Source organism: Bradyrhizobium huanghuaihaiense, assembly GCF_007830635.1.
Taxonomy (GTDB): domain Bacteria; phylum Pseudomonadota; class Alphaproteobacteria; order Rhizobiales; family Xanthobacteraceae; genus Bradyrhizobium; species Bradyrhizobium huanghuaihaiense.
On sequence record NZ_VLLA01000002.1, the window covers coordinates 430,044 to 457,009 of the forward strand.

At 65.2% G+C, this 26,966-nt stretch carries 24 protein-coding genes; 11 read left to right on the forward strand and 13 right to left on the reverse strand.

Annotated features, from left to right (window positions below):
• Positions 1-23: 23 nt before the first annotated feature.
• On the forward strand, positions 24-623 hold the full coding sequence (locus IQ16_RS05980; protein ID WP_018647826.1) for a class I SAM-dependent methyltransferase: 600 nt from the start codon (positions 24-26) through the stop codon (positions 621-623).
• An 80-nt stretch (positions 624-703) separates the two neighbouring features.
• Here IQ16_RS05980 and arsC read toward each other — a convergent pair whose 3' ends face one another.
• The 3 genes from arsC to IQ16_RS05995 are packed head-to-tail and all read right to left on the reverse strand — an operon-like array spanning position 704 to position 2,162.
• Complete coding sequence (gene arsC, locus IQ16_RS05985) at positions 704-1,105, reverse strand: arsenate reductase (glutaredoxin) (protein ID WP_018647825.1); 402 nt, start codon at positions 1,103-1,105, stop codon at positions 704-706.
• On the reverse strand, positions 1,102-1,803 hold the full coding sequence (locus tag IQ16_RS05990; protein ID WP_018647824.1) for an aquaporin: 702 nt from the start codon (positions 1,801-1,803) through the stop codon (positions 1,102-1,104). The genes arsC and IQ16_RS05990 overlap by 4 nt, the downstream gene beginning before the upstream one ends.
• Positions 1,803-2,162: an ArsR/SmtB family transcription factor gene (locus IQ16_RS05995; protein ID WP_018647823.1), complete on the reverse strand. Its 360-nt coding sequence runs from the start codon at positions 2,160-2,162 to the stop codon at positions 1,803-1,805. The genes IQ16_RS05990 and IQ16_RS05995 overlap by 1 nt, the downstream gene beginning before the upstream one ends.
• Before the next feature lie 125 nt (positions 2,163-2,287).
• Here IQ16_RS05995 and IQ16_RS06000 point away from each other — a divergent pair, with 125 nt between their 5' ends.
• From IQ16_RS06000 to IQ16_RS06030, 6 genes are all read left to right on the forward strand, one after another.
• Positions 2,288-2,605 carry an ArsR/SmtB family transcription factor gene (locus tag IQ16_RS06000; protein ID WP_026312783.1) on the forward strand — a complete coding sequence of 106 codons (318 nt, stop codon included), beginning with the start codon at positions 2,288-2,290 and terminating at the stop codon, positions 2,603-2,605.
• Between the two features lie 52 nt (positions 2,606-2,657).
• Complete coding sequence (locus IQ16_RS06005) at positions 2,658-4,022, forward strand: NAD(P)-binding domain-containing protein (RefSeq protein WP_018647821.1); 1,365 nt, start codon at positions 2,658-2,660, stop codon at positions 4,020-4,022.
• Positions 4,019-5,239: an MFS transporter gene (locus tag IQ16_RS06010; RefSeq protein ID WP_035668174.1), complete on the forward strand. Its 1,221-nt coding sequence runs from the start codon at positions 4,019-4,021 to the stop codon at positions 5,237-5,239. The genes IQ16_RS06005 and IQ16_RS06010 overlap by 4 nt, the downstream gene beginning before the upstream one ends.
• Before the next feature lie 28 nt (positions 5,240-5,267).
• Entirely contained in the window at positions 5,268-6,446 is a 1,179-nt protein-coding gene (locus IQ16_RS06015) for an MFS transporter (RefSeq protein WP_035668138.1), read from the forward strand.
• A gap of 537 nt (positions 6,447-6,983) precedes the next feature.
• The gene (locus tag IQ16_RS06025; RefSeq protein WP_018647818.1) at positions 6,984-7,583 is read left to right on the forward strand and encodes a 3-keto-alpha-glucoside-1,2-lyase-like domain-containing protein; all 600 of its coding nucleotides are present in this window, start codon (positions 6,984-6,986) and stop codon (positions 7,581-7,583) included.
• A gap of 81 nt (positions 7,584-7,664) precedes the next feature.
• A complete protein-coding gene (locus tag IQ16_RS06030; RefSeq protein ID WP_018647817.1) occupies positions 7,665-8,162 on the forward strand; it encodes an arsenate reductase/protein-tyrosine-phosphatase family protein in 498 nt (165 codons plus the stop codon).
• Positions 8,163-8,206: 44 nt separating this feature from the next.
• On the opposite strand, the gene IQ16_RS06035 is transcribed toward IQ16_RS06030, so the two are convergent.
• On the reverse strand, positions 8,207-9,151 hold the full coding sequence (locus tag IQ16_RS06035; protein WP_018647816.1) for a transcriptional regulator GcvA: 945 nt from the start codon (positions 9,149-9,151) through the stop codon (positions 8,207-8,209).
• A 126-nt stretch (positions 9,152-9,277) separates the two neighbouring features.
• Between IQ16_RS06035 and IQ16_RS06040 the strand changes: the two genes are divergently transcribed.
• Positions 9,278-9,514 (forward strand): DUF1127 domain-containing protein, encoded by a 237-nt coding sequence (locus IQ16_RS06040; RefSeq protein WP_080648172.1) that lies wholly within the window; start codon positions 9,278-9,280, stop codon positions 9,512-9,514.
• 40 nt (positions 9,515-9,554) lie between these two features.
• Positions 9,555-10,247: a glutathione S-transferase family protein gene (locus IQ16_RS06045; RefSeq protein WP_018647814.1), complete on the forward strand. Its 693-nt coding sequence runs from the start codon at positions 9,555-9,557 to the stop codon at positions 10,245-10,247.
• Between the two features lie 180 nt (positions 10,248-10,427).
• Here IQ16_RS06045 and IQ16_RS06050 read toward each other — a convergent pair whose 3' ends face one another.
• Genes IQ16_RS06050 through IQ16_RS06060 form a run of 3 tightly spaced genes read right to left on the reverse strand, consistent with a single transcriptional unit; the run spans position 10,428 to position 13,888 of the window.
• Positions 10,428-11,012: a DUF1254 domain-containing protein gene (locus IQ16_RS06050; protein ID WP_018647813.1), complete on the reverse strand. Its 585-nt coding sequence runs from the start codon at positions 11,010-11,012 to the stop codon at positions 10,428-10,430.
• Positions 11,009-11,587: a DUF1214 domain-containing protein gene (locus IQ16_RS06055; protein ID WP_018647812.1), complete on the reverse strand. Its 579-nt coding sequence runs from the start codon at positions 11,585-11,587 to the stop codon at positions 11,009-11,011. The genes IQ16_RS06050 and IQ16_RS06055 overlap by 4 nt, the downstream gene beginning before the upstream one ends.
• 9 nt (positions 11,588-11,596) lie before the next feature.
• Positions 11,597-13,888, reverse strand: a complete 2,292-nt coding sequence (locus IQ16_RS06060) for a transglycosylase domain-containing protein (RefSeq protein WP_018647811.1) — start codon at positions 13,886-13,888, stop codon at positions 11,597-11,599.
• Positions 13,889-14,183: 295 nt separating this feature from the next.
• On the opposite strand from IQ16_RS06060, the gene IQ16_RS06065 reads away from it, so the two are divergent.
• Both IQ16_RS06065 and IQ16_RS06070 read left to right on the forward strand, forming a co-directional pair.
• Positions 14,184-14,699: a YcgN family cysteine cluster protein gene (locus IQ16_RS06065; protein WP_018647810.1), complete on the forward strand. Its 516-nt coding sequence runs from the start codon at positions 14,184-14,186 to the stop codon at positions 14,697-14,699.
• Between the two features lie 155 nt (positions 14,700-14,854).
• Complete coding sequence (locus IQ16_RS06070) at positions 14,855-16,441, forward strand: MDR family MFS transporter (protein WP_026312780.1); 1,587 nt, start codon at positions 14,855-14,857, stop codon at positions 16,439-16,441.
• Between the two features lie 3 nt (positions 16,442-16,444).
• Here IQ16_RS06070 and IQ16_RS06075 read toward each other — a convergent pair whose 3' ends face one another.
• The 6 genes from IQ16_RS06075 to IQ16_RS06100 all read right to left on the reverse strand — a co-directional run bounded on the left by IQ16_RS06075 (position 16,445) and on the right by IQ16_RS06100 (position 26,931).
• A complete protein-coding gene (locus tag IQ16_RS06075; RefSeq protein WP_018647808.1) occupies positions 16,445-18,145 on the reverse strand; it encodes an alpha/beta hydrolase in 1,701 nt (566 codons plus the stop codon).
• Positions 18,146-18,166: 21 nt separating this feature from the next.
• Complete coding sequence (locus tag IQ16_RS06080) at positions 18,167-20,650, reverse strand: GAF domain-containing sensor histidine kinase (protein WP_018647807.1); 2,484 nt, start codon at positions 20,648-20,650, stop codon at positions 18,167-18,169.
• A 114-nt stretch (positions 20,651-20,764) separates the two neighbouring features.
• Positions 20,765-22,432: a thiamine pyrophosphate-requiring protein gene (locus tag IQ16_RS06085; RefSeq protein ID WP_283812173.1), complete on the reverse strand. Its 1,668-nt coding sequence runs from the start codon at positions 22,430-22,432 to the stop codon at positions 20,765-20,767.
• Between the two features lie 75 nt (positions 22,433-22,507).
• A complete protein-coding gene (locus IQ16_RS06090) occupies positions 22,508-25,444 on the reverse strand; it encodes an ATP-binding protein (RefSeq protein WP_145831305.1) in 2,937 nt (978 codons plus the stop codon).
• 144 nt (positions 25,445-25,588) lie between these two features.
• Positions 25,589-26,026 carry a putative quinol monooxygenase gene (locus IQ16_RS06095; protein ID WP_018647804.1) on the reverse strand — a complete coding sequence of 146 codons (438 nt, stop codon included), beginning with the start codon at positions 26,024-26,026 and terminating at the stop codon, positions 25,589-25,591.
• Between the two features lie 62 nt (positions 26,027-26,088).
• Positions 26,089-26,931, reverse strand: coding sequence for a VOC family protein (locus IQ16_RS06100; RefSeq protein WP_018647803.1), 843 nt, complete (start codon positions 26,929-26,931; stop codon positions 26,089-26,091).
• Positions 26,932-26,966 lie beyond the last annotated feature (35 nt).

The window sequence follows — 26,966 nt, forward strand, 5'->3', positions numbered from 1 at the left end:
CGAGCGGGAAACAGAGGATTGCAATGAACGCTACCGCAGTTGCTGATTTCTTCCAGTTCTTCCGCTCGTACCTGTCCAATCCCTGGCAGGTCTCCGCCATCGCGCCGTCGGGCCAGTCACTGGCGCGCCTGATGACGCAGGAGATCGTGCCGGGGACCGGGCCGGTGATCGAGCTGGGACCGGGCACCGGCATCTTCACCAGGGCGCTGCTCCGGCGAGGAATCGCGGAGCGCGACCTGCTGCTGATCGAATATGGTTCGGATTTCGTCCGCCTGTTGCAGGAGCGCTTCCCGCGCGCGCGCGTGCTCTGGATGGATGCGCGCCAGCTCGCCCAGTACGAGCGGTTCACGGCGCCGGCCTCGGCCGTCGTCAGCGGCCTTCCACTTCTGTCGATGTCGCCGCGCAAGGTGATCGCGATCCTGACGGGCGCCTTCCGCCACATGCAGGAGAGCGGCACGCTCTACCAGTTCACCTACGGACCGCGCTGCCCGGTGCCCCGGCCCATCCTCGATCGTCTCGGGCTGAAGGCGAGCCTGGTCGGGCGAACCGCGCTCAACATTCCGCCGGCATCGGTTTATCGCATCCGGCGGCGTCCGCAACTCAGGGGCGGGGGCCAAGACTAAGCGCGAGGGATTTCCGCGGCCAGATCATTCACTAGGAACGATGTTTGGCCTGGAGCGGAATGAATGGGGGCGAGGCGAGCCTACCTGGCCTCGACCACCTCGCCATCCTCCTTCACGAAGCGGCCGACTGGATTGTCCAGGAGATCGATGACGGCCTCCGAGGGCCGGCACAGCCGCGTGCCCTTCGCCGTCACCACGATCGGACGGTTGATGAGAATGGGATGCGCCATCATGAAATCGAGCAATTCGTCGTCCGTCCATTTGGAGTCGGCGAGGCCAAGCTCCTTGTAAGGCGTGCCCTTCTCGCGCAGCAGCGCGCGAACGGGAATTCCCATCGCCGAGACCAGCTCCTTGAGCCTGTCGCGCGATGGCGGCGTCTTCAGATATTCGATGACGACGGGCTCGACGCCGCTCTGCCGGATCATCGCAAGCGTGTTGCGCGAAGTGCCGCAGTCGGGGTTATGATAGATCGTGACACTCATGATCGGGTCTCCGCAACAGGAATAGGGCCGCGCGCCTTGGTTTGCCCCAGCAGCCAGTTCATCAATAGCATGCCGGCGATCGCGCCACAGAGCTCCGCGAGGATGAACCCGGGAAGATCAGCCGGGCGAATGCCGGCAAAGGTATTCGTCAGCGATCGCGCAATTGCCACCGCCGGATTGGCAAACGACGTCGATGCGGTGAACCAGTACGCGGCCGTGATGTAGAGGCCGACCAGCCAGGGAACCGCCGCGCGCTGGAAGCGGATGCCGCCGAGGATGGTCGCGACCAGCCCGAAAGCGGCGACGGCTTCGGCAAACCATTGTGCCCCGCCGGTCCTGACCTTCGTCGACGGATCGAGCAGGGGCAGGCCGAACATCAGATGCGCCGCGATCGTCCCGGCGATGCCGCCGGCGATCTGCGCAATCGCGTAGAGCGCGGCTTCATTCACCGGCAGCTCGCGCCTGCCGGTGAAGACCAGCGTCACCGCCGGATTGAAATGCGCGCCGGAGATCGGACCAAGAACCGTGATCAGGACGACGAGAATGGCCCCGGTCGGCAAGGTATTGCACAGAAGCGAAAGCGCGACGTCCTTCGTCAGCGTTTCCGCCATGATGCCGGAGCCGACGACGGTGGCGACGAGGATGCCGGTGCCGAGTGCCTCGGCCGCCAACCGCCGCGGAAGGTCGAATGTCTCCATCAGCGCGCTCGCTCCTTTCGTTTCGGCGAGCAGCAGGCTTGAAGACTGTCGACCACCGGCTCGCAGACCTCAGGCCGTCCGCCGCAGCAATCGCGCAGCAGGAAAACCGCAACGTCGCGGAATTCGGTGAGGTTGGCGCGGTAGATGATCGAGCGGCTGTGCCGCTCGGAGGAGACGAGGCGGGCCCGGCTCAAGATCGACAGATGCGCGGAGAGCGTGTTTTGAGGCACTTCCAAAAGGCGCGCGAGGTCGCCGGCTGCAAGGCCGTCGGGCTCGTGCCGGACCAGGGTCCGGAACGCCTCCAGACGGGTCGACTGGGACAGGGCGGCGAGCGCCAGGACAGCTTCTTCTGTTTCCATATATCCAGACTTATGGAAATGTAAAGGTCTCCGTCAACCCGAATGCGCAGCACTTCACAGACATTATTTCGAATATTCTAGAAATATGGTTGACGGCACGAACGATCGGGCGCATGGTGTCGGCCATGAAAATCGATGACGCAGCAGCGCGCCTGGAAGCTCTGGGCAACCGGACCCGGCTTCAGATCTATCGCGCCCTGGTCCGGGCCGGACATTCGGGCATGCCTGTCGGCCGCTTGCAGGAAAAGCTGAAGATCCCGGCTTCGACGCTGTCGCATCACATCAAGACCCTGGTTTCGGTCGGGCTCGTCAGTCAGATCAGGGAATCCACGACGCTCGTCTGTCACGCGAACTTCGAGGCCATGCGGGGGCTGGTCGATTTCCTGGCGGCGGAGTGCTGCGCAGACGAAGTCGGATGCAAGACTACGCAGACGGCGGCGTGATCTTTTTTTGGCCGATATTATTCGATGATTCTAGAAAGATGGGAGAAGCCGAATGAACGCCAAGACGGTTGCTATCATCGGGGCAGGGCCTGTTGGCCTCGCTGCAGCAGCCCATGTGCTCGAACGCGGCATGTCGCCCGTCGTGCTCGAGGCGGGCCCTGAGGCGGGACACGCGATCCGGCAATGGCAGCATGTCCAGCTGTTCTCGCCGTGGGAGTACAATGTCGACAAGGCCGCCGCGCGCATGCTGGCGCCGACGGGATGGAATTCGCCGGACCCTCAGTCCTATCCGACCGGCGGCGAGCTGCTTGACCGGTACCTGATGCCGCTCGCCACGCGAACGCCGCTGCGTGAGGCGATCCGGACATCGAGCCGCGTCTCGGCCATCAGCCGCGTCGGCTTCGACAAGGCGAAGACCAGGGGCAGGGAGCAAGCCCCTTTCGAAATCCGCTACCAGAACGGCAAGGGCCCCGAGGTCCTGCGGGCGGATGCCGTGATCGATACATCAGGCACTTGGTTCTCGCCGAATCCGGCCGGCCGCAACGGTTTGCCGGCGATCGGCGAGCCTGAATGCGCCGGCCGCGTTGCCTACGGCATGCCGGATGTGCGAGGTGCCGCTCGCTCCAGATATGCCGGGAAGATCGTTGCTGTGCTCGGCGCCGGCCATTCCGCCGTTGGCACGCTGATCGATCTCGTGCATCTCGCCGATCAAGTGCCGGGCACGCAACCCGTCTGGCTCTTGCGCGGCGCCGATCCCGCCAAGGCCTTCGGCGGCGGCCGCAACGATAAGCTCGCCGCACGCGGTGAGCTTGGCGCTGCCTTCGCCGCGCTTGTCGCCTCCGGGAAGATCAGAGTTGAGGCCGAATTTGGCGTCACGCATCTCTCGGGATCTGAAGGCCGCCTCAAAATTGCAGCCGGTTCCTGTTCCGGTGCGCGCAGCGTGATCGCAGACGAATTGATCGTATCGACCGGCTTCCGTCCAGACTTCTCCTTCCTGTCCGAGCTGCGCCTGCGGCTCGATCCGGCCATCGAGGCGCCGGTCGCGCTGGCGCCGCTGATCGATCCCAACGAGCACAGCTGCGGCACGGTGCGCCCGCACGGCGCGCGCGAGCTCGCGCACGATGAACCGGGCTTCTATCTCGCCGGCATGAAATCCTACGGTCGTGCGCCAACCTTCCTGATGATGACCGGATACGAGCAGGTCCGCTCGATCGCGGCCGATCTCGCTGGCGACAAGGTGGCGGCGGCGAGAGTCGAGCTTGTGCTGCCCGAGACCGGCGTCTGCACGCGTGGCGGCGTCGAGACCGGGGCCGCAGCGGGATGCTGCGGCGGACCTCCGAAGGAGGAGCTATCAGCCTGCTGTGCCGCTGATGAAACGGCCAAGAAGGCTGGCACCGCGGGGTGTGGCTGCTCATGACGCAAGTCCCTGCGGGCCAGGCTCGAGGCCCGCTCGCCATCGTGCTCGCGCTCGGCACCGCCCAGACGATTGCGTGGGCGTCGAGCTATTATCTTCCCGCCATCCTGGCTGCACCGATCGCCCGCGATCTCGGTCTTGCGCCGACCTATGTGTTCGGTGCGCTCTCGGGCGCGCTCGTCATCTCCGGGCTGCTCGGCCCGCGGGTCGGGCATGCCATCGACACGTTCGGAGGGCGCGGTCTGCTCGCGATCTCGAACGTCGTGTTTGTGGCAGGGTTGCTCCTGCTGTCGGTGGCCCATGGCGCGGCGGTGTTGATCGCGGCCTGGGCGTTGCTCGGGATCGGCATGGGCATGGGCCTCTATGAAGCGGCCTTCGCAACGCTTGCGCGGATCTATGGCACCAATGCGCGGCGAACCATCACCGGCATCACCCTGATCGCCGGTTTCGCCAGCACGCTCGGCTGGCCGCTCACGACGTGGCTTGCTTCCGAGTATGGCTGGCGCGTCGCCTGCCAGGTCTGGGCGGCGATCCATATCGCGCTCGCGTTGCCGCTCAATCTCTCGCTGCCGCGCGCCGTTCCATTGGACCAGCAGCCTCGACCGGGTGCGGCTGCGAACCGGCAATCCGGACGCCAGAGCGAGACCTTCGCGATGGTGCTGCTGGCTTACATGTTCGCGGCGGCAAGCTTCGTCAGTTCGGGAATCTCGGCCATTCTGCCGACCATGCTGGTTGCGTTCGGTGCTAGTCCGGCGCAGGCCTTGCTCGCGGGCGCATTGGTTGGGCCTGCACAGGTCGGCGCGAGGCTTCTGGAGGCGGGATGGCTCGCCAGGTTTCATCCGCTGCTCTCGGCGAGGCTGGCCATGCTCATGAATCCGATCGGCGTCGTCGCGCTGGTCGCGGGCGGCCCCTTGCTCGCGACGACTTTCACGGTGCTGTATGGCGCGGGCAACGGCATCATCACCATCGCCCGCGGGACGCTTCCTCTTGCGCTGTTCGGGCCGGCCGGTTTCGGCAAGCGCGTCGGCATGATCTCGCTGCCTTCGAGGGTAACGGGTGCCGCCGCACCGCTCGCGCTGGGGCTGATGGTAGAGCACATCGGCAGCAGCGCGCTGTGGATCAGCGCGCTCGTTTCGCTTTCGGCCTTCTTTGCGCTCTTGCTGTTACGTAGCGAGCAGGCAACATCGACGCCCCTCCAGGTGGGAGAACAAAATTCCTAAGCTGAGCGCTCGGTCCCTGATTGCGGTGATGTGCATCGGCCAGGTCGGCAATCTGCTGCCGCATGTCACGCTGTCCGCAAACCTGGCGCAGCATCTGATGCCGGCGTGGGGTCTCTCCGCCGCCGAAGGCGGGTTGATGGCGAGCGGTTATGCCTTCGGCTACATGCTCGCCGTGCCCGTGCTGACGACCTTGACCGACCGCATCGATGCGCGCCTCGTCCTGCTCTGGGGCTCGATCGTCAGTGGCCTAGCCACCGTAGCATTCGGCATCTTCGCGCAAGGGTTTTGGTCGGGGACCGCGATCTGGTCGCTCGCAGGACTTGGATTTGCCGGCGCCTACATGCCCGGCCTGAAGGCGCTGACGGACCGGCTTCCCGCCGGCGACACGTCGCGGGCGGTCACCCTGTACACGTCGAGCTTCTCGGTCGGCGTCGGGCTCTCGTTCCTCGTCGCGCAACTGATCGCCGACAGCTGGGGATGGCGGGCCGCTTTCCTTGTCACCGCCTGCGGCCCGATCGCAATGGTTGTCGCGTGCCTCCTGATCGACCGGCGGCAGCCTGTACCGAAGGTCGGGCGGCTGCTGAACTTCGCGCCCGTCTTCGCCAACCGCGAGGCGCTCGGATACATCCTGGGCTATGGCGCCCACTGCTTCGAGCTCTACGGCATCCGCACCTGGCTGGTCGGGTTCTGGACGTTCGTCGTCGCGCATCAGGGCGCACCGTCGTGGCTGAGTCCCGTCGTGCTGAGCTTCTGCTTCGCGGTGATCTCGATGCCCGCCAGTATCCTCGGTAACGAGGCCGCGCTGAAATTCGGACGCCACCGCGCGATCACGCTTGTGATGATCGCGTCGGCCTGCGTGGCGCTGGTGATCGGGCTCAATGCAACGGCGCCGGCATGGCTGCTCGCACTGTTGCTGCTCCTCTATGGACTGACCGTGCCGGCCGATTCCGGCGCGTTGACTGCCGGCATGTCGGCTGCGGCGGCATCCGAGCATCGCGGGGCGACGCTCGCCCTGCACTCGACGGTCGGCTTCGGCCTGTCCGCACTTGGAGCATGGAGCACCGGCGCCGCTCTCGACATCGCCGGCGGTCCGCAGAGCGCGGCCGGCTGGCTGCTGGCGTTCATCGTTCTTGCCGCCGGAATCGCGCTGGGACCGTTGGCGCTGCTGTGGGCGCGGATGGCGCAGCGTGCGGCGCGGGTGAGGTAGCGAGACGGCTTCGGGTCTTGAACGCGGCGCGTCGATCAGGCGGGGTCAGACATTCTTTGGCGCGTCGCTCACGTCGTCGGCGGAGGATCGTCTCCGATAGCGGTGTCGCAGCCTTCTGCAGAGGAGCTATGAACCGATCCAGCTCGGTGAAGCTCACGCGTGCCTAGGGAACGGAGACGCCCAGGCACGCGATCAGCTTTCGACGCGTCGTGCCGCCCGTGAGTTGGCACGAAAGCGACCGGTATTGCATTTGTCGCTTTCCTGAACTACGACGTGTCCAGGGGAACCACAGTCTCCCCTTGAGGCCTCGGTCCAAGAACTGTGCAACGCTCGACGTGTCGAGGATTTGCACATGTGGACGAAAGCAGACCTCCGATTTTTCCCGCGGACATCATGTTTGGAAGGCAATCAAAGGGCCGGTGAGGCTCTTTGAGCGACCTGTGCCGTCCCGATATTGCAGGATCTCCGCCCATGTCTCATCCGCAACGCCGAAGGGCCATCCTCGCTGCCATACTGTTCTTGATGGGAGTAAGTGCCATGTCAAACGATGCGATCAGCTTCGAGAGTACGCAGACCGGGGCGGCGCCCCAGGGCTGGACTTCCACCCTCACAGGAACTGGCGCCCCAAAATGGACGGTCGAGAACGATGCGACGGCGCCGTCGAAATCAAAGGTGCTCAGGCAATCCGGCCGCGCGACTTACCCGCTGCTGCTGAAGAACGACACCAACATCAAAGACGGCTTTGTCGAGATCAAGTTCAAGGCCGTCGCGGGATCGCAGGATCGCGCCGCCGGCATCGTCTGGCGGGCGAAAGATGCGAACAACTACTACGTCGCTCGGGCCAATGCCCTCGAGGACAATGTCGTTCTCTACAAGACTGTCAACGGGGCTCGCAGGCCGCTCGACATCGTCGGCCGCAAGGGAGGATACGGGATTGACGCAAAGGTTCCGTCGGACACCTGGCATAGCCTGCGCGTCGACTTCAACGGCTCGCGCTTCCGCGTGTCCTTCAACGGCAAACAACTGTTCGAGGTCGAGGATTCCACCTTCGCTGATGCCGGCAAGGTCGGGCTCTGGACCAAGGCCGACAGCGTGACGCTCTTCGATGACATCACCTACGGCGAAGCGGAGAGGTGATCTGGCGCGGTACCATCGCGCACAATGTCGGCCTTGATGGGATCATCCAGCCCGCACACCGCGATTGAAGAGGAAAGGCGGATGCCGACGATGCGAAACCTGCGAAGGGCGGCTGAGGTGAGGTTGCGCCTCGCCGCGGCTGTGCTTGTGATTTTGACGACGTCGGCCGCGGCCGAGGAGCGAAAGACGATTGTCTTCGTCTGCCTGCACGGCGTCGTGAACAGCCAGATGGCCGCGGCCTATTTCAACAAGGCCGCGCAGGAGCGGGGATTGCCGTTTGCGGCCGTCTCGCGCGGCATCGATCTCTATCGGTCGGTGCCGGTCCGGATCATGGATGGCTTGGCGCTCGATGGTCTGGAGCCCGCCAACACGCCGCAACAACTGAGCGCGGACGATGTGGCCGCAGCGAGCCAGGTGGTCGCATTCGACGACGTTCCGGCTGAGCAGCGCGGTTCCACCGAAGTGACCTACTGGTCCGGCATACCCCTTGGCGTCGACGACTATGAGGCGACCCGCGACGAGATCGTTCGACGTATCGACGTACTTATTCCGATGCTGCCGAATGAGAGGGTGAGATGAGCAGGCTTGGCGAATTGTCATCGGCTTGGCGGTGCTTGAAATCGTCATGGGTGCCGCCGCGTCGCTGCCTTTGAAGTGCCGGTGAAGGATTTGAGCAGGCGCAGGTCGCTCGACGCCTCCGCGAGCAGCCAGTCACGGAATGTCGCAATCTTCGGAAGTGATGCGGTCGCCTTGGGGCAGACGATCCAATAGCTCTTCGACAACGGCAGGGAGTCCGGGAAGGGCAGTGCCAGCCGGCCGTTGATCAGGTCCCAGGCCCCTAATGTCGTGCGAGCCAGGGCGATGCCCTGGCCGTTGATTGCGGCATCGATGACCATGCTGGCGCGATTGAGCACCGGACCATGCGTGACGTCGGCATCGTCAATCCCGACGCCGCGCAGCCAATTTGCCCAGTCGGACCTGCTGTCGAGGTGGATCAGGGGAAATTTCAGGATAGCCGCGACCCCGCCGATGCGGCGGCGGCCCGACAGCAGCTTGGGACTGCATACGGCAAAGAGCCGTTCCGTGCAGAGCCTCGTGGCATCGAGGCCCGGCCAGTTTCCATCGCCATGGCGCACTGCAAGGTCGACCTCCTCGCGTGCAAAATCGACGTGATGCATCGTTGCCGAGACGCGGAGATCGATTCCCGAATGCGATTCCGCAAAATTGCCCAGTCGGTGCACCAGCCATTTGGCGGCAAAATCCGGAGACGTGCTGACCGTGAGCACGCCTGCGTTCTGTCGCTGCAGCAGGCGCTCGGTGCCCGCGGAAATTCGATCCAGCGCATCGCGGATCACCGCGAGATAATCGCGGCCCGCTTCCGTGATGATCAGGCGCTGGCGCTCGCGGCTGAACAGCTTGATTGCGAGCTCCGTCTCGAGCGCCTTGACCTGGTGGCTCACCGCACCTTGCGTGACGCACAGCTCCTCGGCGGCCCGCGTGAAGCTCTCGTGGCGGGCTGCGGCTTCGAAGGCCTTCAGTGCGTTCAATGGCGGTAAACGCGGGCGCATCGCGAAAGTCCGGGTAGGTCATGAGAAAATCTAGGGCACGCCCGAGAAAGGATGCTTTGCGGCCTTCGCCCTCGCGGCCTTATGCAGGCGGCAACGACGCGAAATCATGCGATCCGGAGCCGACAAATGTCAATGTCTTTTGCCGATCGAGGCTTTTTGGCGCGAGTTCAGGGCAGCACGACTGTCGTGGGTCATAAGCAAAATTCATGGCTGACAACGATCGACAGATGGCTTGCCCGCATCGAGCGGATAAATCAGCGCGACGATCTTCGCGCGATTGCCGACAATCCCCATCTCCTTGCCGATCTCGGGCTCACCCGGGAAGAGGCCTTGGAGCAAGCGAACAAGCCGTTCTGGCGCTGATCGAGCCCGATCGACAGCAAGCGAACCGGGAGAAGAAAAGATGTCCGAGACCATCGTCTACGGCTTTCCCCGCAGCACGTTCGTCAACATCGTGCGGCTCGTCCTCACCCACAAGGATGTGGTCTACCGCTTCGAGGACCTCGAGCCCGTGATGGGCAGGAGCGAGCATCTCGCGCTTCATCCGTTCAATCGCGTTCCGATCTTCCGGCACGGCGACTTCACCGTCTACGAGACGCGCGCCATCGTCGGCTACATCGACGAGGTGTTCGCGGGAGTACGGCTGACGCCGCAGAACCCGCACGCACGAGCGCGCATGAATCAATGGATCGGTGTCGTCGATTCCTACGTCTATCCCTACATGATCTACCATGTGACCCACGAGCGGCTGGTGTTTCCCGAGCTCGGGATTGCATCCGATGACAAGGTAGTGGCGCACGCACTGCCCAAGGTCGAGAACGCACTCGTGACCATCGAGCGCGAGCTCGCCGATGGTCGGGACTACCTCCTCGGTCCAGAACTCTCGATCGCGGATTTCTATCTCTTGCCGAGCACCTTTGCGTTCAGCCTGACGGAGGAAGGCAAGGCCATGTACCCGAAATTTCCGGCCTTCTGTCGATGGCGGGAGCGCATGGAGAGCCTGCCGACGACGCAGAAGCTGCGCGCGATCCTGCCGCCGCGCCAGCCTATTGCACATGCCCGCGAGTGGGCGAAGTCGCACCGCCCGAAATATTGACCAAGGCCTGGGCCGGCTTGCGGGGCGAGGACGATCTTGGTGACAGTGGACGATTTTCGAACGTGCTTCGAGCAGCATCCGACCGGAACGCGTCAGGGTTAGTCCAATGATTTCAATGCCCCCGCTACTGTGCATGGGGTTGTTTTCGCAACTTTTGTTTGGCGCCGTCGAAACGCCCGCTCAGCGCCGGCCGCGCGGCGCTTCCGCCTTGGCCGGCTGCTCGGTCTGCGGGCCGCAGGTGGCCGCGCCAAGCGTCGCCTGCGCCTGCGGCATCAGGCCGGGCTCGGCGGCGAGCGCCTTCATCACGATCAGCCCGGTGGTGCTGGGGGAGTCGATGATCAGGCGGTCGGCCGCGGTGACCTCTTCGTCCTCCGGCAGCTCGTTGTGCTGCGCTTCCGTCATCAGGTCGAGCTCGATCACCTTGCGGCCGGCCGAGCGGTCGTTGATGGCGTAATAGGCGATCTCGTTGCGGGTGTAGAACGACACCGAGGTGTAGGCCTGGCTCACCGGCACTGTCAGCTTGATCGGGCCGCCCGAGAGGTCGTAGCGGCAGATCGCGAGCGCAAAGGCCGGGTCCATGAACGGCATCGGCGAGGTCTGCGGATCGGCGAGGGGCAGCTGCGTCACGCCGTTGAGCTTGGTCATCGGCGTCAGCCGCGAATAGGCGTCCTGCGTCGCGATCCGCGGCAGCGCCAGCACGCTGACGAGATGGACCACGAGGCCCAGCACCACGCCGGCAACGATGGTGAAGGCGAGCCGGATCATGAGCAGCCCACCGTCGAGATGGTGGGCATCGGCGCGTCGCGCTGGGTGCGCGTGGCGACGCCGACGGGGGTGTCGTAGAGGCGCAGCATCAGGGCGTAGCGCTCGATGCCGCCGGTCGGCAGCCAGTTGCCGGCGCGCGAGCGCGAGGCGATGCGGATCTCGAACGTGCCGTCGGACGAGCGCACGATCTCCTGGCTGGTGAAGCCGTAGCGGGCAAGCGAGTTGGCGACGAGATGGCCCTTGCGGTCGTACAGCGTCAGCGTCCAGAACCGCGCCGGCGGCGTCACGCCTGACACGACGACGTCGCAGCGGCCGTCGAGCGCCTTCTTCTTGTCGTCCGCGGTCGCGGTGAAGGCGACGCCGTCGCCGGTGCCGATCGGCAGCTCGCCGTTGCGCACGATGGTGGCGCGCGAATAGGGATCGACGTCGGCCGTGCCGGTGCGCGGCCGCGCGGTCCAGGCGCCGATGGTGAGCGCGCCGATCTCGGTGCCGCGCGTCGTCGTCATCCAGGTGGCGCCGACGCCGACCACGGTCGCGAGCAGGAGGGCCGTCAATGTGATCAGGATCAGCCGCACGGGTTTCGATCAGTTCTTGCGCGGGGCGGATGCGTTCGCATTCTCTTCCGCATAGTTCTGCGGGAAGGCGAGTGCACTCGATGCCGAGGATGGCTTGGCCGGCTTGCTGTCGTCGGCCGTCGATTTGTTTGCGGTCCTGGCGGCGTCATCGAGCAGCTTCTCGACCCGCACCAGAATATCGGCGCCGCGCTTGGTCAGTACGGGCGGCGGACCGGGCTTGGTCTCCAGTACCTTCGGCGCCGCGCTGGCCTGCGCGTTCGCGTCCTTCGGCTGCGGCGGCAGCTTCTGGCCCATGCCGATGCCGGGGATCTCCCGGACCTCGACGCCCTGATGCGCGGCGACCATGATGTCGTGCCAGGTCTGCGCCGGCAGCGAGCCGCCGGTCATGCGGTTGGTCGGCGAGTAGTCGTCGTTGCCGTACCAGACCGCGCAGGTGAAATTGCCGGTGTAGCCGACGAACCAGGCGTCGCGATACGCATTGGTCGTACCGGTCTTGCCCGCGGTCGGAATGCCGTCGAGCGCGGCGCGCCGCGCGGTGCCCTCGCTGACGACGTGGCTCATCATGCCCGCCATGTCGGCGGCGATATTCGGCGGAATGGCCTGCTTCGGCTTCGGCCCGTCGCGGTCCCAGCGCCAGACCAGGTCGCCCGCGCCGGTGCGCACCTCCAGCACCGAATGCGGCGTCACCGACTTGCCGCGGTTCGGGAACGTCGCATAGGCAACCGCGTGCTCGAGCACGGTGACTTCGTCGGAGCCGATCGGCAGCGACGGCGTATCGGGCAGCGGCGCCTTGAGGCCGAAGCGGCGCGCGACCTCGACGATCTTGGCGCGGCCGATCTTGGCCGGGTTCGGCGCCTTCGGCTGTTCCTTCTGGCCGATCGCGATCGACAGTTTCACCGGCACGACGTTGATCGAGCGCGTGATCGCCTGCGTCAGCGTCACCGAGCCGGAATAGGAATGACCATAGTTCTGCGGACACCAATTGCCGATGCAGACCGGGCCGTCGACCACGATCGAGTTCGGCGTGAAGCCGTTCAGCAGCGCCGTGGTGTAGACGTAAGGCTTGAACGAGGAGCCGGGCTGGCGATAGGCGTCGGTGGCGCGGTTGAACTGGCTGGCGCCGTAGTCGCGGCCGCCGACCATGGCGCGGATGCCGCCGTCGAGATCGGCGACGACGGTTGCCGCCTGCGTTGCGTGATAATCGCGGCCGAACTGGCGCAGCTGGTTCTCGATGGCGTCTTCGGCCGCCTTCTGCACGTTGGCGTCGATAGCGAGGCGTACCACGAAGACGCGCTCGACGTAGGATTTCGGGAAGGTATCGACCAGCTTGCGCATCTCGTCGAAGGCGTAGTCGAGATAGTAGTTCGGCGAAGCCTCGTCGCGGCGGTCGACGGCGAAGGCCGGGTTGCGGCGGGCGCCGAACACCTGGCCCTCGGTCATGAAGCCGGCATCGACGAGATTGTCGAGCACGACGTTGGCTCGGGCGCGGGCGGCGGGCAGGTTGATGTGCGGGGCATACTTCGTCGGCGCCTTGAACAGGCCGGCGAGCATCGCCGCTTCCGAAAGCGTCACGTCGCGCGCCGACTTGTTGAAGTAGAAGTGCGCCGCGCCGTCGACGCCGAAAGTGCCGCCGCCCATATAGGCGCGGTCGAGATACAGCTTGAGGATCTCGTTCTTGGTCAGGCGCCATTCCAGCCAGATCGCGAGGAAGGCCTCGTTGACCTTGCGCTCGATGGTGCGCTCGTTGCTCAGGAACAGGTTCTTGGCGAGCTGCTGGGTGATCGAGGAGCCGCCCTGGCGGACGCCGCCGGCTTGCGCGTTGGTGACGAGCGCGCGCGCGGTGCCGGCGATGTCGATGCCGAAATGCTCGTAGAAGCGGCGGTCTTCGGTCGCCAGCGTCGCCTTGATCAGGACGTCGGGGAAATCTTCCAGCGGGATCGAGTCGTTGTGCTTGATGCCGCGGCTGCCGATCGGGTTGCCGTAGCGGTCGAGGAAGCTCACCGCCAGATCGGACTTCTTCAGCCAGTCCTCGTCCGCGGTCTCGCGGAAGGCGGGGATGGCGAGCGTGAGCATCACGACGAGGCCGCCGAGCCCGAGGGTCGCGGCCTCCGACAGCGGCTCGATGAACACCCAGCGCTTCCACCGCCCGACATAGAAGCGGTCCATGAAGGTCGAGTAGCGCTCGTAGAGCTCGCGGATGCCCTTGGCCGAGGAGAACAGGGAGGAGTCGATGCGCGCATCGAGGTCCAGGAAGAAATTCCGGACCTTCTGCTTCCAATGCGGTGGTATGATCTGGCGCACCTAGAACCCTTGAGGCTTGGTTCGAAAGCGTTCAAGCACCCGGCCGGGGGCGGCATCGAGACGTCTTGAGGGAATGTTGCGGCAAACCCAAGGCGCCCGGTTCGCGTCCTCTGGGGACTTGCTGTTCCTTCTAGCCGAGCAGGGCCCATAAACCAATGGTCAGGCTCGCGATTTTGAACAACAGGCCTAATTGACCCCGGTTCATTACGGGCCTCGAAGGGCGTCTGCTTGCACCCTCACGTCCGCCCGCCCTAGATGGCGTTAGCCGTAGCTCTTTCGAATCTTGTTGAGGCGCATGACCGCAGCTCCCAAACGACCTTCCGGCCAGGAGGGATTCTTCTGGAAAACCAAGACGTTGGAACAGATGTCTGGGGAGGAATGGGAAAGCCTGTGCGACGGCTGCGGCCGCTGCTGCCTGAACAAGCTGGAGGACGAGGACACCGGCCAGATCTATTTCACCCATATCGGCTGCAAGCTGCTCGATGGGACGACCTGCGCCTGCAAGGACTACCCGAATCGTTCCGACAAGGTTCCGGACTGCGTCCGCCTGACCCCGGCCAATGTCCGCACCCTGAACTGGCTGCCGCCAAGCTGCGGCTACAAGCTCGTCGCCGAGGGACGCGACCTCTATTGGTGGCATCCGCTGGTGTCAGGCGATCCCAACACCGTTCATGAAGCCGGCGTCTCCGTGCGCGGCCGGGTCGAGGGCAGCGAGGAGGAGATCCCGGACGAGGAGCTCGAGGATCACATCGTGCAATGGCCGGCCATGCTGCCGAAGCGGGCCCGCCTGAAGCGACGTCCGAAGGATTGAGCCGCCGCGCGCCGCCGATCACGTGTTCGGGATGACCCTGCGATGGGATGCACCCATGCGCCGCGGTGCCTGCCTGAGAAGAACCTTCCTCTCTACATTGGCTGCATAGAACGAATCCTTCGCGGCGTTTGCGCCGCCTCATGCGTCCGATCGAGATGAACAAGTTCGACCGGCAGAGCAGTTCTGCCGACATCCAGGCATTGCCCGACGACATCGCCGAGGAGCTCTCCCGACTTCCGAGCGAGGTCATCAGCGTCGATGACGCACCCTCGCTCGCGCCACCGGCGCCACTGGGGCAGGACGAGGTCCGCACCATCGTCATCAGCCTGATGCTGACGATGTTCCTGGCCGCCCTCGACCAGACCATCGTCGCGACCGCGCTGCCGACCATCGGGCGCCAGTTCCAGGACGTCTCGAACCTGTCCTGGGTGATCACGGCCTACCTGCTTGCTTCGACCGCGGTCGCGCCGGTGTTCGGCACGCTCAGCGACATCTACGGCCGCAAGGCCATGATCATCACCTCGCTGAGCCTGTTCGTGACCGGCTCGATCCTGTGCGCGATCGCGCCCAACATGCCGATGCTGATCCTCGCGCGCGGCCTCCAGGGGCTCGGCGGCGGCGGCATCATGCCCGTCGTGCAGACGGTGATCTCCGACGTCGTGAGCCCGCGCGAGCGTGGGCAGTACCAGGCCTATTTCTCCAGCGTCTGGATGGTCGGCGGCATTTTGGGTCCGGTCATCGGCGGCGTGTTTGCCGAGCACCTGCACTGGTCGATGATCTTCTGGATCAACCTTCCGCTCACGGCCGCCGCACTCGCGCTGCTGCTGCCGAAGATGAAGAAGATCCCGGTGTTCCATCGCAAGCGCAAGGTCGACTGGCTCGGCGGCGTGCTGCTGATGGCCTCCGCCGTGGTCTTCATGCTGGTGCTGACCTGGGGCGGCACGCGCTATCCCTGGCTGTCGCCAACCGTGCTTGCGATGGTGGGCGGCGCGGTCGCACTCGCCGTCACTTTCGTCTGGCATGCGCGCCGTGCGGACGAGCCGTTCCTGCCGCTGCCGCTGCTCGGTGGATCGGTCGTGCCGTTCGGCCTGATGGCAGGTGGCTGTGCGCTCGGCGCGATCACGGGCCTCACCGTGCAGCTGCCGCTCTATTACGAGTCGGTCTACCATCTCAGCGCCAGCGAGGCGGGGCTTGCGCTGATTCCGCTCGCGGCGGTCTCGACCTGCGGTGCGGCGATCGCCGGCCGCACCATGGCGCGCGCCAAGCACTACAAGCGCGTCGCCATCGTCGGCACGTCCTGGGCTGCGCTGTGCGGCCTCGGCCTCACGCTCACCACCTTGCCGCTCTGGGGCCTGCTGACGCTGATGGCCGCGTTCGCGCTCGGCCTCGGCACGACCTTTCCGGTCTGCGTGGTCTCGGTGCAGAATTCGGTCCCGCGTCCGCAAGTCGGCACCATCACCGGCGCGCTGAACTTCTTCCGCTCGCTGATGTCCTCGTTCACGGTCGCGGCCTTCGCGGCGATCCTGCTGATCGCGCTCGGCGCCGACATTCCGCTCGCCGGCGAACATCATGTCGCGGGCAGCATCCCAGCGATCCCCACCGAGGACATGCGGCACGCATTCCGCTACGTCTTCGGCGCCGCCACCGCGCTGATGACCGGCGCCGCGCTCTGCCTGATCATGATGGAGGAGCGACCGCTGGCCGGCCCCTCCGTCACGCAGCAGGTGGAGATGGCGGAGTAGGGGTTATCCCCCGCGGTCGGGATCGTCGTCGGCATCGCCTGCGCTAGTCTTCCGCGCCTTCGCCGCGAGCTGTTCCTTGAGCCGCGCAAGTGCATCGGCAGACCAATCACTGATATCGGTGACCGCGACCCAGGCATCGACGTAATGCTCGGGCGCGTAGACATGGCCGAAACCCATCGGCGTTCCGTTCGCGACCGCCATGTCGAGGGCGAGCTGCAGCATCGTCACGATCGGATACCATCGCAGCTCGGGCGACACGTCGGGTCCGCGCGGTGCGCTCATCCAGGCCGGGGCCTGAAAGGCATCGCGGTAGGCGAAGAAGGTGATCGCGTCGCTGGCATATTGCAGGTAGACGACGCGTATCGGGCCCCAGGGCGTATCTGGCGGAACCGTCGGCCCGTTCTGGTTCATGAAGCGCACGATGCGGCTGTCGCGGAATTCCGGGAGCCACGCCGGCGAGCCCTGGTTGCGGTTCGCGATGACCGAGCGCCAGATGCGGCTCTCGAACGGCGGCCCGCTCCATAGCGCGCCGGCAATGGGATCGCCGATCGTCTCGAACAGCTCCGCGGATTTTTCCGAGTTCATGGCGCCGAGGCTGAGTCCGTGGAGGTACAGCTTCGGTCGCTTGTCCTTCGGCAAGCTCGTCCAGTAGCCATAGATTTCCGCGAACAGCGCACGCGCCGCCTCGGCGCCGTATTCGGGCTGAAACAGCAGAGATAGCGGGCTGTTGAGATAGGAATATTGCATCGCCACGCTCGCGACATCGCCGTGGTGGAGATATTCGACCGTATCCATCGCGGACGGATCGATCCAGCCGGTCCCGGTCGGCGTGATCACGATCAGGATCTTGCGTTCAAAGCCGTGCTGGCGCTTGAGCTCGTCGAGCGCAAGCCTTGCACGCGCCTGCGCCGTGCCTCCGCCGGCGAGGCCCACATAGACGCGCACGGGATCATGTGCGGCGCGGCCCGTGATGGCGCTGATGTCCGCCGCGGTCGGACCCGAGGCAATGAACCGGCGGCCCGTACGCCCGAGCTGCGTCCACTTCACCAGCGATGCCGCACTTCCCGTGCGATCCGGCGCGGTCGGCTGCGGCCGTTCGGGCTCGTGCAGGGCGTCGAGCTCACGGAAGGACGAATCGAGTGCGCGAAATGCCGTGCTGATCAGGACGTTGCTGGCGATCGACCAGAACAGTAGACCGGCAGCCGCGATGCCGATGACGTTCGCAATCTTGCGTGGAATGATGCGCTTGGCGTGCCAGGCGAGGAAGTGCGACACGAGCGCGAACAGCCTCCCCAGCAGCAGCAATGCGGCGAACGTGACGATGGCGATGGCGCAGACCTTGAAGGGATGCGCGGTTTCGACCGGCGCCATCTTCATCACGGTGCGGATGGAGTTCTGCCATTCGGCGGCGCGCCACAGATAGATGAGGACGACGATCAGGCAGCCGGCCGCGACCAGCGCATTGGCCTGCGAGCGCAGGCGCGTCGATGGCTCGGGCAGCTCGAGATAATGCCACAGCCAGCGCCAAAGGTTGCCGGCGAGGTAGCCGATCGCAAAGCAGGCGCCGGCAAGGGCGCCTTGCGTGAGATAGCTTCGCGGCACCAGCGTCGGCGTCAGAGCGGCCGCGAAGAACAGCGCGCCCAGCATGAGGCCGACGCCGGACAGCGAGAGCAATTGTCGCCGAATGAGCCGGGTCAGATACATGAAAGCACCTTTTGAACGAAGCTACCGTCCGTCCTTGTCCGGGAAGCCGCTCTTCCGCGGCAGCAGAATCGTGAACTCTGTGAACTTGCCCGGTTCGGTCGCGACGTCGATCGTGCCGCCGTGCTGCTTGACCACGATATCATGGCTCATCGACAGCCCGAGGCCGGTGCCTTCGCCGGCCGGCTTGGTGGTGAAGAAGGGATTGAACATCTTCTCCTTCACCTCGTCCGGAATGCCGGTGCCGTTGTCGCGGATTCGGATCTCGATGCTGTCGCCGCGATCGCGCGTCGTGGCGGTCACCATCGGCGCGTAGCCGGCGCCGCCGTGCTCCGCCTTGCGCCTGGTCACCGCGTAAAATCCGTTCGAGATCAGGTTCAGCAGCACCCGCGTGATCTCCTGCGGAAACACTTCGGCTTGGCCGGCCGCGGGATCGAGCTCGTGCTTCAGCGTCACGTCGAACTGCGGTGTTTCGGCGCGGGCGCCGTGATAGGCGAGATTGAGGCTCTCCTCGACCAGCGCGTTGATGTCGCTCAAGCGGTGCTCGCCGCCGCCCTCGCGCGAATGCAGCAGCATGTTCTTGACGATGGAATCGGCGCGCCGTCCGTGTTGCACGACCTTGTCCAGATTGTCCTTCAGAAGTCCAGTCAGCTCGTCGACTTCGCTGCGGACGTCGCCCGCGAGCGGGACAGGCGCCAGCACCTCGTTCAACTCGCTCGTCAGCTCGGCGGAGAGCGAGGCAAAATTGTTGACGAAGTTGAGCGGGTTCTTGATCTCATGCGCGATGCCGGCGGTGAGCTGGCCGAGCGAGGCCAGCTTCTCGGTCTGGATCAGCCGGTCCTGCGCAGCCCTGAGATCATCGAGCGATCTGGCGAGCTCACGCGTGCGGTCCTGCACCTCGTTGAACAGGCGCGTGTTCTCGATGGCGATCACGGCCTGGTCGGCGAAGGTCTTGAGCAAATTGATCGCCTTGTCCGGGAAGTGACCGGCCACCGGCCGCGTCACGCCGATGGTGCCGATCGCAGTGCCGTCGCGCAGCATCGGGATCACGAGAATGCTGCGATAGCCTCGCGTTCGCGCCAGCTCCCGCATGGCGTCGGTGAGGTCGGGCTCGTTCTGCATGTCGCCGCGGAAGGCGTACTGCCCGCTCGCCGCCACCCGGCTGTGAATGCCGGACGCCGCAAGCGGTGCCGGAAACGAGCTGAGCAGTTCCGCGTTGCCGGCCTCGTTGTCGGTGGTGAAGGCGGCCAGATGCAGCATGCCGTCGATGACGCGGGTGACAGTGGAGGAATGCCCGCCGATCAGCGCCTTGGCACTGTCGGAGATCGCCTGGAACACCGGGGTGACATCGGCCGGCGAAGCCGCGATCACCTTGAGGATGTCGGCGGTCGCGGTCTGGCGCTCCAGCGCTTCCCTTGTGGCGTTGAACAGGCTGACATTCTTGATCGCAATCACCGCCTGGTCGGCGAAGGTCTGCAACAGCCGCACATGATGTTCGGCGAACGCGCCCGTCGCGCGCCGCGTGGCGATGATGATTCCGATGGCTTCGCCCTCGCTCATCAGGGGCGCGAACAGCATGCTGCGATAGCCGCGGGCGCGCGCGATGTCGCGCGCGGCCGGCTCGAGTTCGGTGTCGGGCAATTGCGCCGCGGCCCCGTTGGCCACGAGCCGGTAGGGCGGGAACTGCGCGAACGGCACTGGGAACGAGGCCTGGAGCACGCGATCACCGGCCGGATCGGTCGGCGTGAACGCCGCAAGATGCGCGGCACCGTCGACATAGCGCAGGACGGCCGTGGAAAAGCCGCCGATCAGCCGGTTGGCATTGGCGGCGATCGCGTCGAACACGGGCTGCACGTCCGACGGCGAGGCAGCCATCACTTTTAGGATGTCGGCCGTAGCGGTCTGGCGCTCGAGCGCCTCGCGCGTCTGGTTGAACAGCCGCGCATTCTCGATCGCGATCACGGCCTGGTCGGCAAAGGTCTGGAGCAGCTGCACGAGATCGGTTGCGAATGCGCCCGGCTCGGCGCGCGTGACGCTGATCATGCCGACCGGCGTGCCCCGGTTCATCAGGGGCATGAACAGCACGCTGCGGAAGCCGCGCAGCCGCGCAAGATTCCTGTTCAGCTCCGGGACATCGTCAGCCTCGCTGTCGGGAAACTGGATCGTCTCGCCATTGCGAACCAGGGCGAAGGTTGGAAAGTCCGCGATCTTGCGCGGGAACGATCCCTTGAGCCCCTCGTCGGCTTCAGGACTGGTCGGCGTGTACGCCACGAGATGCAATTCGTCGCCGATGAACTGCAGCACGGTGGCGGAGAAGCCGCCGAGCAGGCGCTTCGAGCTGGACGCGATCGCCGCGAAGACCGGCCGGGCATCCGATGGTGAGGCCGCGATGGTGCGCAGGATCTCCGCGCTGGCATTCTCACGGTCGCGCGCAATCGCGAGTGCGCTGCGTAGCCGCGCGTTCTCGGCCCCAAGCTCATCGGCGACTTCATTGGAAGGTTTGGTCATTCGCAATCCGGCTTGATGCCACGACATGCGCGGCATCAGGTCGAATTATCACATCTCCTGCGGCCGGAGCCAGTGCTCGCGGCTGCGAGCCTTGCCACCGAAACCCGGTTCGCCTCACGTGCCCGGCCGCGATACCTCGGTCTCCTTGCTGGTGATGAACTCCAAGAGCACCGGCACGCCTTCCCTGGTCTTCTGAATGCCGCGCTTGATCGCGGGCACGATGTCGTCCGGCCTCGTTACCCGCTCGCCATAGCCGCCGAAGGCGCGCGCCATCGCGGCATAGTCGCCGGAAATGTCGGTCGAGCGATATTTCTCGGTCGAGACCGGCATCACCTTCAGCTCGATCGCCATCGAGAAATTGTTGAGCAGGACCGACATGATCGGGATGCGCTCGCGCACGGCGGTTTCGAAATCCATGCCGGTGAAGCCGATCGCCGCATCGCCCCAGACGTTGATGCAGAGCTTGTCGGGCTTTGCCAGCTTTGCGCCCATCGCGAGCCCGAGGCCGTAGCCGAGCTGCGTCGTCTTGCCCCAGCCGAGATAGGTGAGGGGCTCGACCGCCTTCCAGAACGGCGAGAGCTGGTCGCGTGGGCTGCCGGCATCGTGGGTGATGATGGTGTTCTTGACGTCGACGGTGTGCTGCAAGTCCCACAGCACGCGATAGGGGCTCAAGGGTGCATCGTTGCTGGTGAGTTTTGGCATCCATTTCGCCAGCCACTCCTTGTGCGAGGCCGCGATCTCGGCCGCGACCGCCGAGGCGTCGCGATCCCTGGTGACGGTCTTGCCGATCTCCTCCAGCAAGGCATCGAGCACGAGGCCGGCATCGCCGACGAGGCCGATGCTGGCTTCGACATCCTTGTTGAGATGGTTCGGATCGAGCGTCGAATGGATGATGGTCTTGCCCTTGGGCATCGCGATGCCGAAATTTGTTTCGGTGAAGGAGCAGCCGATACCGAAGATGACGTCGGCCTCGGCGAGGAATTTCGGGACTGCGCGCGGCACCGCGAGCCCGCCGGAGCCGAGCGAGAGCGGATGCGTTTCCGGAAACGCCGATTTGCCCCCGAGGCTGGTGGTGACGGGGATAGCGAGCCGCTCCGCGAGCCGCTTCAGCTGCGGCCAGGCCTGCGCGTAATGCACGCCCTGGCCCGCATAGATGACCGGCCGCTTCGCGTTGACGAGAAGGCTGGCGGCTTCCTTCACGTGGACGGGATCGGCGCCGTAGCGGGTGCGCAGCACCGGCGTGTAGTTCAGCGGCTCCGGCACCTCCTCGTTCCACATGTCCGAGGGGATCTCGACGATCACGGGCCCTCCGCGGCCGTTCTTCAGCTTGGTGAAGGCGCGGCGGAAGATGTTGGCGACCTCCGCGGCCAGGATGATCGGCTCGGAGGATTTCGCGAACGGCTTCATCGCCTCGCTGGAATTGAAGTTCGGCTCGATATGCGCGAGCCGGCGCTGATAGCCCATCGGCAGCACCAGCACGGGCACGGATTCGCCGAAGCACTGGGCGACGCCGCCCATCGCGTTCTCCGCGCCGGGTCCATGCTGCATGCAGAACGCGCCGACGCTGCGTCCCGAGGTCACCCGCGAAATTGCATCCGCCATGTGGATGCCGACGCGCTCCTGCCGCACCATGACGGGACGGATCTCGGCCTTGGCCGCATGCTCGATCAGGTGATTGACCGGATAGCCGCAGAGGATCTCGATCCCCTCGCGCCTCATGATTTCCGCAATCGCAGTGCCGAGCTTCATGGCGTCTCTCTCCTCAGGTAGAGGCCGGTTGATCCGGCTGGTTGGGAAGAGAGGATCAGGAAATCGGAGAGGCGTAAAGCGCGCGCGGTGGGCGCGGCGGTAGGCCAGCTATGCACCGCGGGCGTGCATCGGCTCCGGCTGGCGATAACGGCCGCAGCCATTCGCCGTTGGCTGCCTGCGTTGCAGCAGGCGCTCGGCCGCAACGAGATCCGGCGTTTCGAAGCCCTCGGTGAACGCGTCATAAATCGGGGCGAGCAGTCGGATGGCCTTCGCCCTGCGGCCGGTCGCGATCCAGTGTGCTGCGAGATCGGTGGCGATCCGCAGCTGGAATGTCATCGCGCCTATGGCGCGCGCTTCGGTAAGTGCCTGCTGGAGTCGCTGCTCGGCGCGCAGCGGCTCGCCGGCGTGGAGAAGGACCGCTGCCTCGACCCGCTGCAGTTCCGACCGGCACCAGCGCTCACCCTGACGTTCCTGATGGTCGATCGCACGCGTGATGGCTTCGCGCGCATCTGCGATCCGCCCCTGCCGCAGATAGGCGCGGGCGAGGACCGCGAGATAGCTGCCGATCCGCATCAGGAAGCGACATTCGATCAGTTCGTCGATTGCGGCTCGAATATCCTGAACCGCACGGGGATCGCCACGTAGCTCGCGAAGGCACGCGGAGAAATAGCGCTCGACCGGAACCCAGCGCGAGATGCGCTCACGTTCGAGGTTGCGACGCAGCCGCATCGTGTAACTCTCGAGCGCATCCAGATTGCCGGTTTCGAGCGCGACGGGAAGTGCGGCGAGCCCGAGTGCGTTCGACTGCGACACCCAATGGCCGCCGCGGTCCGCGGCGTCGACCGCGTCGCGGGCGAGCCTTGCCGCGTGGTCGGCCTGCCCTTGCATCCACGCCACGAAGGGCAGGTTGAAGCGGACCGTGATGAACCGGTAGACCTCATTCGCATCCTTGCGCGAACGGCCCTCAGCCAGCGAATAGGTCGCCGCGAGGCGATCCAGAACCGGGCGGCTCTTGCTCAACTCGCCGGCAAAGGCGTGGGCCCAGGCCAGTGCCCGATCGGCTTCAGACGTCGCCGTCAGGTCGCGGCCGCGGTCGCGGTCGGCGAGCGCGGTGGCCTCCTCGAGATAGGTTATGGCGCGCGGGACCTGACCGATCTGCAACAGGTAAAAGGCAAAACCCACCAGCGCTCGCTGCTGATACTCGATACTGCCGGCGCGCCTTGCGAAGGCGATCGCATCGAGCCAGGCAACCTCGTTCTCGTTCGACATCTTGCGGGCGTAGAACAGGCTCCATCCAAGGGCGCAGGCGAGCTTTGCCTTCGACAGATCGTCGCACGCGACGGTCTTGGCTAAGGCGAGCGCGTCCTCCAGCCGCGCCTGCGCTTCCGACAGGATGGAGGTTTCCGACCACAAGGTGATCGCCGCAACCGCGAGCCTGATGCCGAGGACAGCATCGCCGTCCTCGCCGAAGGCCCACGACAGCGCAGCTCTCAGATCGGCGATGCGGCCGAGGTAGCGCTGGGTCCAATCGGCCGGCTCGCGCCAGTTCCACTCCTCCTCGGACTGCTCGAACAGCGCAAGCACGCGCTGCGCATGGTGGCGCAGCGCCTGGCCGCAGGCGGGATCGGCCTGGCGCCGCTCGGCCGCATAGCGGCGTGTGCTGTCGAGCAGCCGGTAGCGAAGATGCGCTCCCCGGGCCTGCGCGCTCAACAGCGATTTGGCGACGAGGCTGCCGAGGCCGGTAACGACGTCGATCGGCGTGAGCCCTGCCGCTTCTGCGACGAAAACCGCATCCTCGGCGTCAAAGGCGTCGCTGAACACCGACAGCAGGCCGAACAGTCTGGCCTCCTTCTGCGACAGCAGCCGGAAGCTCCAGTCGATCGTCGCCATCAGGGTCTCGTGGCGCGGCGGCGCGCTCTCGGCGCTGGGCGCGCGAAAGCCCAGGTTCTGGTCGAGCAGCGTCACCAATTCGCGCGGATTGAACCTGCCGATCTGGGCTGCTGCCAGCTCGATGGCCAGCGGAAGGCCGTCAAGCGAATGGCAGATCGAGGCGACCGCCTCGCAATCGTCATCGACGAACTGGTAGTCCGACCATTCGGCGGCGCGGCGGACGAACAGCTGCACCGCTGGAAATGTCACGGCCTGATTGACCGACAGGTCGAGGCCAGACTTCGGCGAGGCCAGCGAGCCAAGCCGTACGACGTGCTCGGTGACGGTGCCGAGAGCTTCGCGGCTCGTCGCCAGCAATCTGGACGGCGATGTGTCCGTCAGGAACTTGCCGGCGAAGATCGTGGCGGCGGGCAGCACATGCTCGCAATTGTCGAGGATTAGCAGCATCTGCCGCGGCCTCAGATAGTCGAGGGCGGCAGCCAGACCGTTGTCCGTATTGCCTCTGATGCCCAGTGCCGTCACCAGCGCTGTGCCGAACAGCGTCGGATCGGAGATCGTCGCGAGATCGACGAAGCAGACGCCGTCGCGGCACCGCGGCGCAAACGCCTGGGCGACAGCCACGGCAACTGTCGTCTTGCCGATGCCTCCCGCGCCGGCCAGGGTCACGTGCCTGTTGTCGGCCAGCAGATCGGCGATTTCGACGATTTCCGCTTCGCGACCAACGATGCCGCGTGGCAATGGCGGATTGGACAGGGGGAGCGGATCGGCGAGCGCAAGATCGTCCTCGACCTCGCCGATGCTGATTTGGACGTCCGCGATGAACTTGTACCCGCGGCGCGCCACGGTCGCGATGTAGATGGGCTCGATCTGGGTATCCCCCAGCGAGCGCCGCAGGCTCCACATGTTGACCTTGAGATTGCTGTCGTGGAGGAAGGTGCCCGGCCAGGCCGCCGCCATCAGCTCATTCTTGCTGACCAGATCGCCGCAGCGCTGCACCAGCACCTGCAGGAGCTCGAATGCGCGTCCGCCCAGTTTGACGGGACACCCGTCGAGAAGAAGCAACTGGCGGCGGGGAACCAGTCGAAATGGGCCGAAGCAGTATGTGAGTTCCTGCCGGTGTGTGCCCCGTTGCCGTGTCTCCGTGGCAGCTCGCATTGACCATTGCCAATCGATCGAACAGATCGCTTGCAATTATCATGCGCTGCAAACTTGTTGAAGCAAGCGCTTCTGAATTCGCACGATTGCGGCGGGCATTGACCCGCGGGATGACTGCGACAAAACCGCTCGCGGGCAGGCCGGCTATTTCTTGGGCACGCCAAGAACCGCCATGCGCATGACCTCGACGCCGCCATCGGCAAGTTCCGGAAGCTTGGCGAACCACGCCTGCACATAAGGCATGGCATTGTGCGCGTCGAAATCGGCCTGGCTGGCGAACACCTCGTAGAAGATGAAATGACCGGGTTTGGCGCGGTCTTCCTGGAGAAAATAGACCAGGTTCTTGGGATCGCCCCGAACCAGGTCGATCAGCGGAAGCGTGGCCGTGCGCAATGCGTCTTCCTTTCCAGGCTTGGCGCGCACCTGGGCCACCACCGAATAGGCGCCTTCCGGAATCTCCTGATAGCGTACGCGCGGGGCTTCCTGGGCGACGACTGGTGCTGTCGTCATGGCCACCGACACAGCGACGAGCAGGGCGCCAAGCGAATTGCGGACGAGCGTTTGCATGATGAAGTCCTTCACATCGAGATCGAGGGTGCTTTGTCGGGCGACCAGCGGAAGCCGGTCGCCCGATGTTTCACGGGTCAGCGCACGATTGTCTGCTGCCGCTTTGCCAGGGCCTCGCTAAAACGCTGCTTGACGGGGCCGAGCGCTTTGACGAATTCGAGCTGCTCGCCCTCCGGCCCCTTGCAATAGATCAGCTCCCACCCGTTCGAGGGTTCCGCGGTCACCCGGTTCGTGTTGGCGCTACGGGGCGCGGCCTTGCGGTCGGCTTCGGTCATGACGCGGATGGTGCGGTTCGCTCGTACCTGGTTCATGCCGCGACGCGCGGATTCGGCTTCGAGGTCGGCGATGAACTTGTTGAAGTCGACATCGTCGCGAACATAGAAGCAGATGTGCATCATGCGCGGGAAAGCCGGACTCATGTGCTCCAACGGTTCGGCAAAGCTCTTCGCGGCGCCCATGGGCTGGTCGGCCTCGCGATATTGCAGCAATTCGAGCACCATGTTGTCGAACTGGATGAAGCGCACATCGAGCCTTTGCGCTCCGCTTCTGAGGTCGGGAACGCCGATGGTCCGCGGATTGACCCCGCGCGCGTTCGCCTCGATCTCCTGGTCGGCCAGCAGCGTGTTCTGCACCCCGTCGCCCTGGAAGTCGCCGTGACGGAACACCTCGGTGCCGCCGAGCACCTCCGTGTAGAACTGATAGGCCCGCTCCATGTTCTGCACCGTCAGCCCGAAATGCTGGACGCCCTGAAGCCGCGCACCGAGCGGCGCCTCGTCGCGCGCCGCTGACGACATGCCGTCTTGCGTCGCGGCCCGCGCGTCGGTCGCGCCGGCGACGAGGCCGGTGACGACGGCTGCGCCGGCGGTCTGGAGCAGGGTGCGGCGGCCCATGTCGGTGGCGTTGTCTGCTTCATCTGTCATGTCGCTCTCCTTGGTCGTTCGTTGGATTTTGTGTG

Coding starts and splice junctions, on each gene's coding strand:
- IQ16_RS05980 (WP_018647826.1), top strand. CDS start 24: ATGAACGCTACCGCAGTTGCTGATTTCTTCCAGTTCTTCCGCTCGTAC.
- arsC (WP_018647825.1), bottom strand. CDS start 1,105: ATGAGTGTCACGATCTATCATAACCCCGACTGCGGCACTTCGCGCAAC.
- IQ16_RS05990 (WP_018647824.1), bottom strand. CDS start 1,803: ATGGAGACATTCGACCTTCCGCGGCGGTTGGCGGCCGAGGCACTCGGC.
- IQ16_RS05995 (WP_018647823.1), bottom strand. CDS start 2,162: ATGGAAACAGAAGAAGCTGTCCTGGCGCTCGCCGCCCTGTCCCAGTCG.
- IQ16_RS06000 (WP_026312783.1), top strand. CDS start 2,288: ATGAAAATCGATGACGCAGCAGCGCGCCTGGAAGCTCTGGGCAACCGG.
- IQ16_RS06005 (WP_018647821.1), top strand. CDS start 2,658: ATGAACGCCAAGACGGTTGCTATCATCGGGGCAGGGCCTGTTGGCCTC.
- IQ16_RS06010 (WP_035668174.1), top strand. CDS start 4,019: ATGACGCAAGTCCCTGCGGGCCAGGCTCGAGGCCCGCTCGCCATCGTG.
- IQ16_RS06015 (WP_035668138.1), top strand. CDS start 5,268: ATGTGCATCGGCCAGGTCGGCAATCTGCTGCCGCATGTCACGCTGTCC.
- IQ16_RS06025 (WP_018647818.1), top strand. CDS start 6,984: ATGTCAAACGATGCGATCAGCTTCGAGAGTACGCAGACCGGGGCGGCG.
- IQ16_RS06030 (WP_018647817.1), top strand. CDS start 7,665: ATGCCGACGATGCGAAACCTGCGAAGGGCGGCTGAGGTGAGGTTGCGC.
- IQ16_RS06035 (WP_018647816.1), bottom strand. CDS start 9,151: ATGCGCCCGCGTTTACCGCCATTGAACGCACTGAAGGCCTTCGAAGCC.
- IQ16_RS06040 (WP_080648172.1), top strand. CDS start 9,278: ATGTCAATGTCTTTTGCCGATCGAGGCTTTTTGGCGCGAGTTCAGGGC.
- IQ16_RS06045 (WP_018647814.1), top strand. CDS start 9,555: ATGTCCGAGACCATCGTCTACGGCTTTCCCCGCAGCACGTTCGTCAAC.
- IQ16_RS06050 (WP_018647813.1), bottom strand. CDS start 11,012: ATGATCCGGCTCGCCTTCACCATCGTTGCCGGCGTGGTGCTGGGCCTC.
- IQ16_RS06065 (WP_018647810.1), top strand. CDS start 14,184: ATGACCGCAGCTCCCAAACGACCTTCCGGCCAGGAGGGATTCTTCTGG.
- IQ16_RS06070 (WP_026312780.1), top strand. CDS start 14,855: ATGAACAAGTTCGACCGGCAGAGCAGTTCTGCCGACATCCAGGCATTG.
- IQ16_RS06075 (WP_018647808.1), bottom strand. CDS start 18,145: ATGTATCTGACCCGGCTCATTCGGCGACAATTGCTCTCGCTGTCCGGC.
- IQ16_RS06080 (WP_018647807.1), bottom strand. CDS start 20,650: ATGACCAAACCTTCCAATGAAGTCGCCGATGAGCTTGGGGCCGAGAAC.
- IQ16_RS06090 (WP_145831305.1), bottom strand. CDS start 25,444: ATGCGAGCTGCCACGGAGACACGGCAACGGGGCACACACCGGCAGGAA.
- IQ16_RS06100 (WP_018647803.1), bottom strand. CDS start 26,931: ATGACAGATGAAGCAGACAACGCCACCGACATGGGCCGCCGCACCCTG.